Source organism: Streptomyces asiaticus (genome assembly GCF_018138715.1).
GTDB classification, from domain to species: domain Bacteria; phylum Actinomycetota; class Actinomycetes; order Streptomycetales; family Streptomycetaceae; genus Streptomyces; species Streptomyces asiaticus.
Map to the genome: position 1 here is coordinate 1,053,875 of NZ_JAGSHX010000006.1, position 14,669 is coordinate 1,068,543.

Genomic DNA, 14,669 nt, shown 5'->3' on the forward strand with positions numbered 1-14,669 from the left:
CGTCAGGCCGGCCCCGGCTGCCAGAGCATGCCGTCGTCGGAGGTGATGAGTCCGCCGGGGAACATCGGCACATCGGGGCCGAGGTCCTCGCCGAGGAAGGCGCGGCTCTGCACCTGAGCGCCCTCCTGCATCGCCTGGCGCACCGCGGAGGAGCGGAACAGCGGCGTCATGTTCCCCTCCGCGTCGGCGGACATCTCGTCGATGGCGGAGACGAACTCGGCCGACTTGGACTTCATGCGCAGCGCGGCCGACTCGGCCCCGTCGAGGTCGAACTCCGAGGACGACACGCCCGCCACGAGCTCGACGAACGACTCCAGCTCGGTGTGCTGGTTGCGGGTGACCTTCTTGGCCGACCAGAAGTAGGAGTTCTCATCCACGTGCATGTCGTAGAAGGACATCAGGAACTCGTAGAAGACGCCGTACTCCCGGCGGTAGCGGGCCTCGAACTCGGTGAACGCCGCCTCCTCCGAGACGATCCCGGCCAGGCTGCTGCTGATCGAGCGGGCCGCCAGCAGGGCGCTGTAGGTGGCCAGGTGGACGCCGGAGGAGAAGACCGGGTCGACGAAGCAGGCGGCGTCGCCGATGAGCACGAGGCCGGGCCGCCAGAACGTGGTCTGGTGGTACGAGTAGTCCTTGCGCACCCGCAGCTGGCCGTACTGGCCCTCCGTCACCCGGGTGGCGTCCGACAGATACTCCTTGATCAGCGGGCATTCGTCGATGAGCGCCAGCAGGGCCCGCTCCGGATCGCCCTGGATCTTGTCGGCGTTCTCCCGGCGGACGACCGCGCCGACGCTGGTGAGGTCCGGGGTGAGCGGGATGTACCAGAACCAGCCGCTCTCGAACGCCACGGACAGGATGTTGCCCGAGTTGGGGGCGGGCAGCCGCTTGCCGCCCTCGAAGTAGCCGAACAGCGCGAGGCTGCGGAAGAACTGCGAGTACTCCCGGGTGCCGCCCACCCGCTTGTGCAGCCGGCTGCCGTTGCCCGACGCGTCCACGACGTAGCGGGCGTGCACCTCGTGCTCGGCGCCGTCCGCGTCGGTGTACCGCACGCCGGTGACCCGGTCGCCGTCCTCGAGCACATCGGTGACCGACACCCGGAAGCGCACCTCGGCGCCCTTCTCCACCGCGTGCTCCAGCAGGATGTTGTCGAACTTCGAGCGCTCGACCTGGTACGCGTGCGAGGTGGCCCCCGCGATCTTCGGGGACACCGAGAAGGAGAACGTCCACGGCTCGGCGTTGGCACCCCAGCGGAACGTGCCGCCCTTCTTCGGGGTGAACCCGGCCGCGGCCAGCTTCTCCGCCACCCCGGTCATCCGGCAGACGCCGTGGATCGTGGACGGCAGCAGCGACTCGCCGATCTGATACCGCGGAAACGTCTCCTTCTCCAGAATCAGGACCCGGTGGCCCCGCATGGCGACGAGCGCGGCCAGCGTCGACCCACCCGGACCGCCCCCGACCACCACGACGTCGTACTCCTGACGACCCTCACTCATCATTGCTTCCCCCTCCTGGCGTCGTTGCTCTTCTCGTAGCCCGCCGGGCGCGGCCGCGGTCACGCGCCCCGCCCCGCGAACCGGCCGACCTTGCCGATGACGTCCTCGCCGTACAGGCGCAGCGCCTGCTGGAGCGCGAACTCGGCCATATAGCGGCGGAACTCCTCGACCGGCTCCTCGGCCCCGCCCAGCATCCGCCGGTTGGGCACGACCGCGGGGCCGCCGAGCCGCTCCACGGCGCCGACGACGGCCGTGTCCATCTCCTCCGGCTCGACCACCTCGTCGATCAGCAGCCGGGCGTCGGGTTCGGTGGCCCGGATCCGCCGGCCCTGAAGGATGACCTGCCGGGAGATCCGCGGTCCGGTGTGCCGGCCGAGCCGGAAGTTCGCCGCCCCCGGCACGATGCCCTCCCGCGCCGCGGGCAGGCTCAGACAGGCGTCCGACGCGGCGAGCACATGGTCGAAGACGAGCAGCAGCTGGGTGCCGCCGCCGATGGCGAACGTCTCGACGGCCGCGACCCACGGCTTTTCGACCGTCGGGGTGTGCCAGGGCGCGGTGTCGGTGCGCACTCCCCTGACCAGCTTGTGGAGATAGCCCAGCTCGCGGCGGAGCAGAAAGCCGACCAGCGAAATGGCCCCGGCGTGCAGGCTCTTGAGGTTGATGCCCGCGCTGAACACCCGCCGGCCCCGGTAGCGGGGGTGGCTCATCGGGCCGCCGCGCACCACCCCGACCCTCACCTCCGGGTCGAGCAGCGCGAGGTCGACGGCGGTCTCCATGTCGTCGACCTGCTGCTCGTCCTCGGCGTTCAGGCAGTCGTCCCGGCACATCGTCAGATACGCCGCGCCGTCGCGCCGCTCCATCCGTACCGACGTCGTCTCGAGGACACCGGTCCTGGTGAACTCCGGCAGCAGCCGCAGCGCCCGTGGCGTCGGCCGCAGCATCGCGTCGAGCAGATGCGGACCCGACCGGGGCGAGCCCAGCACGGCGCGCAGGAAGATGCCCTGGTCGATCTCGTACCCCTCCTTGTCCGCCTGCCGCCGGGCGCGGTCGGCCGCGAGCTGCCCGGCCGTGGGCAGCAGCGCGGGGAAGGCGTCCGCGGCGGCGCCGACGAGTTCGGCGATGCGGAGCTCGTCGGCGCCGCCGCTGGTGAGGTGGTCGTAGACGGCGTCGGCGTGGGTGTGCAGATAGCGCGTCCGCAGCGCCCGGGCGGTGTCCTTGGCCGCGGCGAGCTCGGCCCGCTCCTCAGGTCCCCGGGCGCCGGGTTCGGGCAGCTTCGCCACCAGTTCGTCGACGCGGTGGGCCGCCTGCCGCAGCTCCGGCCAGAGCGGGACGGTCATGACGCCTCCACCGCGGGCCGCCGCAACACCCGGTCACAGGCGGCCAGATGGGGGCCGAGAGCATCCTCGAAGCTGGTCGTCGCGGCGTCGAAGAGCAGCTGCCTACGGATCGCGACCTCCTTTCCGGCCAGCCCGCTGACCAGCCCGGCGACGGCCGCGACCGCACCGGCCGGGTCGTCGGCCAGCTCGTCGGCCACGCCGAGCGCGAGCGCCTCGGGGGCCTCGATGGGCACGCCGAACAGCAGCGCCCGGCGGACCCGCGCGGGTCCGGCCAGCTGGACGAGCCGGTAGCCGGCCATACCGGGCCAGGTCGCCGTGGCGTCGCCGTGGACGAGCAGCCGGGTGCCCGGGGTGACCACCCGGACGTCGCAGACGAGGAAGGCGTCCAGGGCCGCGCCGCCGCAGTCGCCCGTGGCCACCGCGACGGTGGCCCGGGGCAGCCGCTCCAGTCGGCGCAGTGTCCGCTCCCACTTGCTGACGCGCATCACATCGAGGTCGCCGGTCCAGCCCGCTGCCGGGGCCCCGCCGACCTGTACGGCGACGACTCCGCGGCCGGGGCGGTCCTCGGCCTTGTCGCACACGGCCTGTACGGCGTTGACGGTCGCGGCGGTCGGCGGCTCGGCCCCGTCCACCGTCACGGTCAGCAGTTCTTCCATGACACCCTCCGCGCTCACCACTGGACCAGCGCCGTCTCGATCGTGGAGCCGGGCCCCATGGTCATCAGCACGCCGTACTCACCCGGTTTGGCGACTCCCTCGTCCAGGAGCCGTTCGTAGGAGAACAGGAAAGAGCCGCTGGACACGTTGCCGTAGTCGCGCAGCACACCGACCGTGTGCCGGACGTCGTACCGGGTGAGCCCCAGGTTGACGACGACGGCGTCGATGACCTTTTTGCCGCCCGAGTGCACCAGCCAGTGCGCGATGTCGCTGCGGCGCAGCCCGGTGTCCGCCAGCAGCCGGTCCACGACCAGTTCGGCGTGGGCGCCGACCACGTACGGGATCTGCGGATCCAGGTAGAAGCTGAAGCGGCCCTGCTCGCGGTCCCAGTCGTAGCGCATGGCGTCGGAGGCGTCCGGGATGATGCAGCTGGCGAACTCGAGGATGCGCGGCCCCTCGGGGTCGGCCACGCCGTCCGGTCCTGAGCGGAGCGCGATCGCGCTCGCGCCGTCCCCGAAGAGGCTGTTCACGACGGCGGTTCGCATCGTGGAGTCGATCGCGTACGCGGCGGAGCAGGCTTCGGCGCAGAGCACGACGGCGAGTTCACCGGGGTGGGCGGCGGCCCAGCCCGCGACCACGCCCAGGGCGTTCAGCCCGGCGTTGCAGCCCATGCCCACGATGTCGGAGCGGCTACAGTGCCGGTCGATGCCGAGCTCCTTGATGAGCAGGGCGCTCAGCCCCGGGGTGAGCAGTCCGGTGGAGGTCACACAGCACAGGTGGCGCAGCTCGGCCAGCTCGGCACCGGCCCGCTTGAGGCAGGCGCGCAGCGCCTCGGCGCCCATCTCGATGGCCTTGGCCTTGTGCTTGTCGAGCAGGTCGCCCTGCGGTTCGGGGACGCGGCCGCCCTTGCCGTCCGGCGGCGGGAGCGTCAGATGGCGGCGGTCGATGGCGCTGTTGAGGAAGACCGAACGGATCTTGGGGTCGGTGATCTCGAAGGCGTCGAGCACCTCCTGCTGGGTGTACGACGTGGATGTCACCGCCGTCCCCACGCCGAGGGCGCGGGGCCGCAACTCGGCTGCCATGGTCATCGGAAGGTCCACCCCCACATACGCGGCTTGCTCCGGGGGCGGCGACTGCGACTCAGTCCGGACACGTTGCCTCACCTTTCTCACTGGGATCCGCTGGTGCTGTGCGGCGCGTTGGCGCGTTGTGTGACGCGCTGTGTGACGCGTCATGCGGCGCGCTGGACGCGTTGTGCGACGCGCAGTGCGCCTCGATGAAGCGCGCGAGCCGCGCCGTGCCCTCGTCGATCTCGGCGGGCGTCAGATAGCTGATGGACAGCCGGATGCCGTGGTGGCCACCGGTGCCGGGGTAGAAGTGCGCCATCGGCGTCCAGATCACGCCGAAGTCCTGTGCGGATGTGGTCAGTACGGTGTTGTCCACCCGGAACGGGACCCGCATGGTGAGGAAGAAGCCACCGCTGGGCTCGTTCCAGCGCACCCCGAGCGCCTCCCGGCGGGCGGCGGGCAGCCGGGCGTCCAGCCGCCGCAGCATCTCCCGCATCGCCTCGCCGTAGTACGTGGCCGCTTCCGCGTTGAGCTCCGACAGGCGGCCCCGGGCGCCCAGCAGCGCGCCCGCCACGGCGGCCTGGCTCAGTGATGAGGTGTTGACCGTCACCATGCTCTTGATCTTGGCGAGTTCGTCCGCCAGCAGCCGCTCACCGCCCGTGGCGTCCCGGACCCGCTGGTCGGCCACGACGAAGCCGACCCGGGCGCCGGGGAAGACGGTCTTGGAGTACGAGCCCAGGTGCACCACGCGGCGGGCGCGGTCCCGGGACTTCAGCGTCGGCAGCGGGGTGCCGGGGCTCACCTGCCGGTACGGGCTGTCCTCCAGCACCAGGAAGTCATGGCGCTCGGCCAGCTCCAGCAGCTCCTCGCGGGCCTTCGGGCCCATGGTGTTCCCGGAGGGGTTGGAGTGGTCGGGCACCACGTAGAACGCGCGGGGGCGGCGGCCGCGCGCACGTTCCGCCAGCACCGCGGCCTCCAGATCGCCGGCGTGGAACCCGTCCTCGTGCTCCTCCACCGGGCGCACGGCCACGTCCAGCAGCCGCGCCGCGCCGGTGATCCCCACGTAGCAGGGGCTGGAGACCAGCAGGACGTCGTCGGGGCCCGCGAAGAGCGCGCGCAGCACCAGCAGCATGGCCTCCTGGGCGCCGACGGTCACCACGATGGACTCGGGCGGCACATCGGTGTCCTCGTCCACGCGCAGCGAGTCGGCGATGATCTGGCGGATCTGCCCGGCGGTCGGCCCGTACTGGTACAGCGCGGTACGGATGTCGGCCGGTGAACTCCCCTGCTCCGCCAGGTGGTCCAGGTAGCGGCGGATGTGGGTGAAGACCTGCTCGGTGTCGAAGAAGCCGTCGTACGGCCGGCCCGGGGCGAAGGAAATCGCGTCCGGATAGCGATGGGTCACCTCGTTGAGGAAGTTCATCGTGTCCAGCACCGGCTCGGAAACGCTGCCGTGCAGCTCTGCCATTTCGAGGTATTCCCGTTGACGGGTCTGCGCGGCGACGGTGGTTCCTGCCATGAATTCCCCCGGGCGGCAAATGAATGAGGCGGCTCGAATGCGAGCGACGTGATCGAGGCCGGATGAATGAGGCCGGATGAATGAGATCGGCTGAATGAGGGCGGCTCGGATGCTTCAGCATCACACGCCCGTCACCCTTTCGACAACGCCGTCCAATTGCTCGAACCGCGCGCTTGGACGGGCTTGTCCGCAGCCCTGAGGAGCGCTATCCCGCGGGCACCGATTCAGCCCGTGCCCGCTCCCATCCGTCCCATCCGTCGGCGCCCAGCTTGGCCCCGATCCGCTCGGCGTCGGCCGTGGGAACGGGCACCCGCACCCGTAGCCCGCTCTCCTCCGCGGCCTCCACGGCGACGTCGTCCACGGCGATTCCGAGCGCCGCGACGGCGCCCAGCAGCCGGGCCAGCTCCCCCGGACGGTCCGGGACCAGGATCCGTAGGCCGGTCTCGGCCGCGGGCGGGCCGACGCCAGGGCGCGGCAGCCCCGCGAGCCCGGCGACGCCCCGGGACAGCAGCTCCTCCAGGGTCCGTACGCCCTGGTCATGGCCTGCGCCGCTGTCCTCGGCGAACTCGTCTTCCTCTGCCGGTACGTCTTCCTCGGCGAGTACGTCCAGCGCCGCCGCCACCCGGGCCAGATCGGCCCGCAGCTCCTTCACCACCCCGGCCATGGCGGCCGCGTTGGACCGCAGGATGTCGCTCCACAGCCGGGGGTCCCCGGCGGCGATCCGGGTCACATCGCGCAGCCCCTGCCCGGCCAGCAGCGGCACCCCGGCCGGGCCGTCGCGCAGCCGTGCGGCCATCACGCTGGCCAGCAGATGCGGAACGTGCGAGGTCAGCGCCACCACCTCGTCATGCTCCCGGCCGCGCATCACCACCGGCGCGGCGCCGCACAACTCGGCCAGCTCCAAGCCTCGGTCGAGGGCGGCGCGCGAGGTCAGCCGGTGCGGCGTCAGCGCCCAGGGGCGGCCCCGGAACAGCTCGGCCCGCGCCGCCAGCGGCCCCGACCGCTCCCGCCCGGCCAGCGGATGGCCGCCGACGTAGCGGGAGGGCTCGGGGGCGCGGGCGAGCACGGCCCGCTCCGGGCCCGCCTTCACGCTCGCCACATCGGTGTAGGCGCGGGCCAGACCGCGGGCCTGGGCCGCGATCAGCACCTCGGCGATCCGGCTCGGCGGCACCGCCAGCACGGCCAGGTCGACCGGCTCCGGCGGGTCCTCCGCCCGGCCCGCGCCGAGTGCGGCGGCGGTTCTGGCGGCGGCCCGGTTCCGGTCGGAGAGATACACCGACACGCCCCGACCGGTGGCGGCGAGCGCGACCGACGTACCGATGAGGCCGGTGCCGATGACGGCCATCGTGTGCATCACAAGACATCACCCGTCCAAGAGGACCGCGACCCGGAAACACAAAACACGGCACAGCTTATGGAGAAGGCCCGGGGTCCACGAGTTCCGCCAACCGCCGGAATAGCACCGATGGCTGGACGCGCTTATGGCCGCCTAGAGTTCTGCGGGCTCGGTTTTCTTCCGCATCTGGGGGACCAACATGAGGAATTCACCGAAAGCTGCGGAGCCGCTCGCGGATCTCGCCATCGACTATGTCGAGTTGTATGTGGAGAACCTGGATACGAGCGCGTTCCAGTGGGTCGATCGGTATGCGTTCACCATCGTCGGCAGCGGCGGTTCCGCGGACCACCGCAGCCTGGCGCTGCGGCACGGGCGGATCACGCTGGTGCTCACCCAGGCGACCTCCGACCGCCACCCCGCCTCGGCGTATGTGCTCAGCCACGGCGACGGCGTGGCGGACATCGCGCTGCGCACCGCCGATGTGCGGGCGGCCTTCGAGGCGGCGGTGGCGAACGGTGCCGGTGTCCACCGGCAACCGGCCCGGCACACCGGTGACGGCCCGTCCGTCACCGCCGCGGTGCACGGTTTCGGGGACGTGGTCCACACCCTGGTCGAGCGCGCGCCGGACACGGGCCCCGGGCTGCCCGCGGGATTCGTGCCGATGGACGGCGAGGAACAGCCGGACGGGCCGGGCGCCGGAGCGGGTCTGGCCGAGGTGGGCCCGGCCGAGGTGAGCCCGGCCGAGGTGAGCCCGACCGAGGTGAGCCCGGCCGAGGTGGGTCTGCTCGACATCGACCACATCGCGGTCTGTCTCGGCACCGGCGGCCTCGGCCCGGCCGTCGCGTACTACCAGCAGGCGCTGGGCTTCCGGGACGTCTTCGCGGAGCACATCGTCGTCGGCGCCCAGGCGATGCACTCGAAGGTCGTGCAGAGCCCGTCCGGCACCGTCACGCTCACGCTCATCGAGCCCGACGACACGGCCCTGCCGGGGCAGATCGACGAGTTCCTGAAGAGCCACCAGGGCTCGGGCGTGCAGCACCTGGCCTTCTCCTCGCACGACGCCGTCGGCTCCGTGCGCGCCATGTCCGACCGCGGCGTCACGTTCCTCTCCACGCCCGACGCGTACTACGACCTGCTGGGTGAGCGGATCGACCTCAGCCCGCGCCGCCTGGCCGATCTGCGCGCCACCGGGGTGCTCGCGGACGAGGACCACGACGGACAGCTGTTCCAGATCTTCACGGCCTCCACCCACCCGCGGCACACCCTCTTCTACGAGGTCATCGAGCGGCAGGGCGCCCAGACCTTCGGCAGCGCGAACATCAAGGCGCTGTACGAGGCCGTGGAGTTGGAGAGGACCGGGCAGCGTGACTTCCGGCGCTGACCGCACCGTTACCGTTCGCGGTGCGGCCGGAGCGGGGGCGGCCGGGGCGGATGCCGACGCCGCGGCCGGTGTGGAGTGCCTGACCGACGCCGAGTGCCTGACCGACGCCGAGTGCCTGACCGACCTCGAGCGCGCCGCCGCTGCCGTCCTGCCGCCCGACGTCCGGGACTTCGTGGCGGGCGGCAGCGGTGACGAACTGACGCTGGCCGCCAACCGGGCGGCGTTCGACCGCACCTTCCTCGTGCCACGGGTGCTGCGGGACGTCTCGCGGTGCGCGACGGACGCCACCCTGCTCGGCCGCCCGGCGGCGCTGCCGCTGGCGGTGGCCCCGGTGGCGTATCAGCGGCTGGTGAACGAGGACGGGGAACTGGCCACCGCCCGGGCGGCAAAGGCCGCGGGGGTGCCGTTCGCGGTCTCCACGCTGAGCAGTGTGCCGGTCGAGGAGATCACGGCGGTCGGCGGGGCCGTCTGGTTCCAGCTGTACTGGCTGCGTGACGGCGCCCGGACGCTGGAACTCGCCCGCCGGGCGGAGGACGCGGGCTGCGAGGCGCTCATGCTCACCGTGGACGTGCCGTGGATGGGCCGCCGGCTGCGGGACATCCGCAATCGGTTCACGCTCCCGGCCGAGGTGCGGGCCGCCAATATCGACGCGGGCGGGACGGCGCACATCCGGCCGTCCGGTGCCTCGGCCGTGGCCGCACACACCAGCGAGGCGTTCTCCCCGGCGCTGACCTGGGCCACGGTGGACCGGCTGCGGGAGCACACGCGGCTGCCGCTGGTGCTCAAGGGCGTCCTGGCACGGGAGGACGCGCTGCGCGCCGCCGAGTCGGGCGTCGACGCGCTGGTGGTCTCCAACCACGGCGGCCGTCAGCTCGACGGCGCCGTGCCGAGCCTGGACGCACTGGCCGAACTGGCGCCCGTGCTCGGCGGCCGCTGCGAGCTGCTGCTCGACGGCGGTGTCCGCAGCGGTACGGACATCCTCAGAGCCCTGGCTCTCGGCGCGGCCGGGGTGCTGGTGGGACGGCCGGTGATCTGGGGGCTGGCCGCGGCTGGTGAGGCGGGTGTGCGGCGGGTGTTCGAGCTGCTGACCGCCGAACTGCGGTCGGCCCTGGGGCTGGCGGGCTGCGTCGATGTCACCGAGGCCCGGGGCCTGCGCACCGTACGGTGAACCGCGGCCCCGCCACCGCATATGCGATCCGGCCAGGACGGGCCTCTCGTCCTGGCCGGATCGCTGGATCGCCGGGTCGGCATGTGGCTTCGGCCGGAGCTGTCCAACCAGCGATTCCCGCTGGTTGGACGGGCCCGGCGGGGCGGGGTGTCCGGCGGGTCTTTCTCCCCTCCCCGCCCCTTCCCGCTACCAGGGGCTCCGCCCCTGGACCCCGGCATCTGGAGCGGAGCGCGCCACGCGACGGACCCGCATATCGATGCCCCGGGAAGCGGCGGAACCCCGGACCGGGCTCTGGGACGAAGCCCGGACCAGGCCCTGAGACGGAACCCCCGTCCGGGGCCGGGTGCGAAACGCCCGTCCAAGGCCCGGGACTGAACCCGGGACCGGGGGCTGAGACGGAACCCCCGCCCGGAACCCGGGACGGAACCCCCGCCCGGAACCTGGGGCGGAGCCCCGTCCGGGCCTGGGACGGAACCCCGGCGGGGTCCGGGATGACCCCCCGCCCGAGTGCTGGGGCGAAGCCCCCGCCCGGAACCCGGGACGGAACCCCCGCCCGGGACCTGGGGCGGAGCCCCGTCCGGGCCTGGGGCGAACCCCCACCCGGGCCCCGGGGCGAAGCCCCCATCCGGAACCCGGGACCGAACCCCCACCCGGGGGTCCGAGGCGGAACCCCCGCCCGGGACCTGAGATGGAACTCCGGACCGGGCCTGGGACGGAACCCCGGCGGGGTCCGGGATGACCCCCCGCCCGAGTGCTGGGGCGAAGCCCCCGCCCAAGGCCTGGGGCGAACCCCCACCCGGACCCCGGGGCGAAGCCCCCATCCGGAACCCGGGACCGAACCCCCACCCGGGGGTCCGAGGCGGAACCCTGGACCGGAACCCGGGACGAAACCCCGTCCGGGGTCTGGGGCGGAGCCCCGGGCCGGGGTCTGGGGCGGAGCTCCAGTTTCGGGGAGGGGCGGGGTGGGGAGCGGCCCGCCGGAGGCGGTACGGTCCCTCGGGTGTTCCCTAGGCGAGCTGGAGGTCCACCCGGACCGCGATCTCGTCCCACATCCCCGCGCACTCACGGGCGAGGCTGGCCACGATGCCACTGCAATGCGGCGGCACGTTCGCGATGATCTCCTGCCACTCCTCCGTACTGAGCATGTTGATGTTGAGCAGCCGGAGCAGCCTGCGGCCCGTCTCGTTGAACCGCAGGGCGGGGTCCGAGGTGAGACGGTGCACGGCCGCGAGGCGATCGGCCATCGGGACCACCTCGGCGGTGGCCGCGCCCGCCGTGGACCGGCTCAGCGCCTCGGTCCGCCGGCCCCCGGCCTTCGCCGCGCCACGCGACTTCGGCAAGGGGTCCTCGCCCCTGCTCATCCGGTTCCTGACGTCCCGTGCGGTTTCCGGAGAGATCCCCGCGGCCCGGGCGATCTGGCGTAGCGACAGCCCCGGGTTCGCCGTGATCAGCCTGCTCGCCAGCTCGCGCCCGGCGGCGCTGTTGATGGGACGGACCCGGCCGTCCTGACCGATACGGCTGCCACCGGCAGCCTCCTCGGCCGACGTCCGCCGCCGGATCTCCGCGACGGTGCCCGCCGAGATGCCCGAGACCGACGCGATCATGCGGTCCGACCACTGGGGATGCGACACGATGATGCGCGCGGCCGCCGACTTCCGGTCCGTCATCGACAGCGGCAGACCATGGGTGATGTTGGAGCCGACGGCCAGGACGAACGCGTCGGCCTTGCTGCCGTCGAAGAACTTGACCTTGATCTTCTCGTCGCCGCGGAGCTCCGCGGCCCGTAGCCGGTGGGCGCCGTCGACCACCCGCATCGTGGTCCGGTGGACGATGATGGGCGGTAACGTGACTTCCGTCTCCGCCAGCGCTTGGATGTGCTCCGGGTCCTCCCCTGAACTTCGCGGTGATTCCGCCATCGAAATCGACGCGATGTCGACTTCGACGACCCCTTCCTCAAGTTGCTGCTCGAACATCGCCAACCCCCCGCTCCAAGGCGAGCTCGCCTCGAAAGGAATTTCTATCCGGGGGGTGGCAGGAACGCTTTGGACACCACTTCGAAGATCGCCAATCGTGGCCGATCAATATCGACCACCCCCCGTTGCTCCACTTCGCGAAATCGCGAAAGGCCGTTCAATCTTTCGACGCAGACTCTAACAGCGGTCAGGCGGTTTGACACCCCGTATCCACGCGCGGCGCGCCGCTGTTACTCAACCAGAACTCATGGTTTCGGCCGGAGCGATCACCAGCGGAAGCGATGGCGTTCCATAGGTGATTACTGATACCGGCGGGACGAGACGCGTCACATGAGGTGAATGCAGCCCAGTTCGGCCGCTCACCTGGCCCTTCGCGTTCCTTCCCAGGGCCCCGGAGCACGCATGAAATGCTTTCATGGGGCATGCGGGAACGCCAAATCGGGGGAATCGCGGGAATGCCGATCCGGAATCCACGCCGTCGTCCCGCCGGCGGGACAGAAAGCATTGGCTAGAGGTTCTACGGAGCGCTGCTCACGCCCCCAGGGCAGGCGGGTCGGCGGCGGAGCCGGGAATATGCGGGACCGGGTCTTCGGCCGCCTCGTCGAGCATCTGGATGATCCAATCCATAAGCCCGAGACCGGCGGTCTCCGCCGCCCGCTCCCAGCGGATTCTGCGCTCGGCGACCACGTTCACCTGCACAACGCCCGGCTCCGGTGCGGCTTCCGGACACTGACGCCGCATCCGTATCTGCCGGCGTAACGCATTGCGGGTCCAGCCGCCCTCCTCGGCCCGGGTCAGCCACTCCTCCTGCTCGGCCTCGGGGAGGGCCGCCACTTCCGCGTGGTGCTGAAAACTCAGCTTGCCCCGCCGCCTGCCCGGCTCGAACTTACGTGCCACCCAGGCGTAGTTGCGGAGCGTCTGGTAGTCGAGCGAGGTCTGCTTCAGCGCCTGGCGGTAGCGGTCGGGGTAGTGCTCCTGGCCGAAGATGAGCCAATCGCCCAGCCACCACGCGGAGGAGTCGGCGATGACGTGGATCTGCTGGCCGAGGTGGCGCCACTCGGGCAACGGCAGATCGGGAGGGAGTGACAATCCCGTTCGCCGGGTGGTCGTCCGCCCGTTCGCGGGGATGGACATCGTGCACACCTCACCTGCCCTCGTCTTCGGCGGCCTCATCCTCCACAGAGGGGGGTTTCGGCGAGGTTTCATCGCACCTGGCCGGTTCCCACCGGCCGGGAAGCACCTCACGCGCGGGCGACCGAGGGCGTTACGGTTCCGAAACCCATGCACCGATCTACTGGGCGGATGGATGCGGAATCAGTCTCACCGCGAGCCGACAGAGGAGGCTACATGGACACCGCAGCCCGGCGGTGTGCCGAATGCGGCGCCGAGTTCACCTGGACCAGCAGGAACCCGACGCGCAGGTTCTGCGGCTCCAGATGCAAGACCCGGTGGTGGCGGGCCCACCGCCGTGGCGCGGACACCGCGCACACCCACACCGCGGACACCGCGGACACCACGCACACCGCGGACACCGCAGACCGGACGCACCAGCGGTCGCAGGCGGTGCCGGTGCCCCCGCTCAGCACCGGCCATGAGTGCCCGAACTGCGGTCAGCACATCACCGTGCTCAATCTGATCGTCGCGGCCGACGGCGGTTCCGGGTCCGGCACCCTCACCGGCTGACGTCCGGCCGCAGGGCGGGCAGCACCGCGGAGCCGACGCTTTCGATCAGTTCGGTGGGCGGGTCGTAGGAACCGACGTGCTGGAGGAACACATCGGTCACCCCGTCGGCGTGCAGCGCGGTGAGCCGTTCGGCGATCTCCTTGGCGGTGCCGAAGAGGCAGAATTCCTGGGCGAAGCGCAGGGCCATCTCGTCGCTCACCCACGCCGAGCAGATCTCGACGGCCGCGTCCCAGTCCTCGGCGTGGACGAGGTCCGGATAGACCCCCTCCACCCGCGCCGGGACGTCCACTTCGATCCCGGCCAGGGCGAGGAAGGGCGCCCCGCCGTTCTGGGCGATCGAGGCACAGATCGGCTTGAGCAGCCGGGCTTCGGCCTCCACATCGTCGGTCACCGCGCAGAACGCCGAGACCGTCAGCGGAATCGCCTCCGTGCTGCGCCCCGCGGCCTCGGCGCCCTCCCGCACCCGGGCGGTGGCGCCGGCGAGCGTCGTCCGTGAGACGCCGCTGAGCAGGACGACACCATCGGCGATCTCCCCGGCGAGCCGCAGATTCCGCGGACCGCTGGCGGCCACGTGGATCGGCACGTCCGGAGCCGGGTCCCGGAGCCGGGACCGTACACCGTTGAAGTCACACTCCTGCCCCTGGAGCAGCGCCCGCAGCGTGGCGATCCCGGCGCGCAGTTCGGCCCCGGTGCTGGAGCGCAGGCCGATGGGGCCGACCGAGCTGTTGCCCACGCCGAGGCCGAGGGTGAACCGGCCGGGGGCCAGCTCGGCGACGCTGCGCGCGGCCGAGGCGACGACGGCCGGGTGCCGGGTCACGACGTTGGTGACCGCGCTGCCCAGGCCGATCCGTTCGGTACCCAGCGCGGCGGCGGTCAGGACCGTGTACACATCCCGCCACAGCAGCTGGGAGTCGGGAAACCACACCTGGTCGAAGCCCAGTTCCTCGGCCCGCCGGGCGGTCCCGGCCAGCCGGTCCACCCGGTCGCACGGCGGTATGCGCACACCGACGCGTATCCCACTGTTCTCGTTCACGGTCTCCTCCTGAGGGCTTGGTG

The 14,669-nt window shown here is 71.8% G+C and carries 12 protein-coding genes; 3 read left to right on the forward strand and 9 right to left on the reverse strand.

Annotated elements, in window-relative coordinates; translation table 11 throughout:
* Positions 1 to 2: 2 nt before the first annotated feature.
* From KHP12_RS12035 to KHP12_RS12060, 6 genes are all read right to left on the reverse strand, one after another.
* Entirely contained in the window at positions 3 to 1,496 is a 1,494-nt protein-coding gene (locus tag KHP12_RS12035; protein ID WP_241788019.1) for a tryptophan 7-halogenase, read from the reverse strand.
* A 56-nt stretch (positions 1,497 to 1,552) separates the two neighbouring features.
* The gene (gene dpgC / locus KHP12_RS12040; RefSeq protein ID WP_086884486.1) at positions 1,553 to 2,830 is read right to left on the reverse strand and encodes a (3,5-dihydroxyphenyl)acetyl-CoA 1,2-dioxygenase DpgC; all 1,278 of its coding nucleotides are present in this window, start codon (positions 2,828 to 2,830) and stop codon (positions 1,553 to 1,555) included.
* Positions 2,827 to 3,486 carry an enoyl-CoA-hydratase DpgB gene (gene dpgB / locus KHP12_RS12045; protein WP_086884485.1) on the reverse strand — a complete coding sequence of 220 codons (660 nt, stop codon included), beginning with the start codon at positions 3,484 to 3,486 and terminating at the stop codon, positions 2,827 to 2,829. Before dpgB ends, dpgC begins: the two co-directional genes overlap by 4 nt.
* A gap of 14 nt (positions 3,487 to 3,500) precedes the next feature.
* Positions 3,501 to 4,574, reverse strand: coding sequence for a 3,5-dihydroxyphenylacetyl-CoA synthase DpgA (gene dpgA / locus KHP12_RS12050; protein ID WP_051573855.1), 1,074 nt, complete (start codon positions 4,572 to 4,574; stop codon positions 3,501 to 3,503).
* Between the two features lie 52 nt (positions 4,575 to 4,626).
* Positions 4,627 to 6,072 carry an aminotransferase-like domain-containing protein gene (locus KHP12_RS12055; RefSeq protein WP_244203204.1) on the reverse strand — a complete coding sequence of 482 codons (1,446 nt, stop codon included), beginning with the start codon at positions 6,070 to 6,072 and terminating at the stop codon, positions 4,627 to 4,629.
* Between the two features lie 205 nt (positions 6,073 to 6,277).
* The gene (locus KHP12_RS12060) at positions 6,278 to 7,426 is read right to left on the reverse strand and encodes a prephenate dehydrogenase (protein WP_086884484.1); all 1,149 of its coding nucleotides are present in this window, start codon (positions 7,424 to 7,426) and stop codon (positions 6,278 to 6,280) included.
* Positions 7,427 to 7,607: 181 nt separating this feature from the next.
* On the opposite strand from KHP12_RS12060, the gene KHP12_RS12065 reads away from it, so the two are divergent.
* Positions 7,608 to 8,789, forward strand: a complete 1,182-nt coding sequence (locus KHP12_RS12065) for a VOC family protein (protein WP_211832934.1) — start codon at positions 7,608 to 7,610, stop codon at positions 8,787 to 8,789.
* A gap of 79 nt (positions 8,790 to 8,868) precedes the next feature.
* A complete protein-coding gene (locus KHP12_RS12070; protein ID WP_218053939.1) occupies positions 8,869 to 9,957 on the forward strand; it encodes an alpha-hydroxy acid oxidase in 1,089 nt (362 codons plus the stop codon).
* Between the two features lie 1,007 nt (positions 9,958 to 10,964).
* Here the strand turns inward: KHP12_RS12070 and KHP12_RS12075 are convergent.
* Together KHP12_RS12075 and KHP12_RS12080 are read right to left on the reverse strand one after the other, a co-directional pair.
* Positions 10,965 to 11,930 carry a ParB/RepB/Spo0J family partition protein gene (locus KHP12_RS12075; RefSeq protein ID WP_210610239.1) on the reverse strand — a complete coding sequence of 322 codons (966 nt, stop codon included), beginning with the start codon at positions 11,928 to 11,930 and terminating at the stop codon, positions 10,965 to 10,967.
* 531 nt (positions 11,931 to 12,461) lie between these two features.
* Positions 12,462 to 13,064, reverse strand: coding sequence for an LmbU family transcriptional regulator (locus KHP12_RS12080; protein WP_086885963.1), 603 nt, complete (start codon positions 13,062 to 13,064; stop codon positions 12,462 to 12,464).
* A gap of 213 nt (positions 13,065 to 13,277) precedes the next feature.
* Here KHP12_RS12080 and KHP12_RS12085 point away from each other — a divergent pair, with 213 nt between their 5' ends.
* On the forward strand, positions 13,278 to 13,613 hold the full coding sequence (locus KHP12_RS12085) for a DNA gyrase inhibitor YacG (RefSeq protein WP_211832935.1): 336 nt from the start codon (positions 13,278 to 13,280) through the stop codon (positions 13,611 to 13,613).
* Here the strand turns inward: KHP12_RS12085 and KHP12_RS12090 are convergent.
* Positions 13,603 to 14,646, reverse strand: coding sequence for an LLM class flavin-dependent oxidoreductase (locus KHP12_RS12090; protein ID WP_244203419.1), 1,044 nt, complete (start codon positions 14,644 to 14,646; stop codon positions 13,603 to 13,605). The two genes, KHP12_RS12085 and KHP12_RS12090, sit on opposite strands and share 11 nt — an antisense overlap.
* Positions 14,647 to 14,669 lie beyond the last annotated feature (23 nt).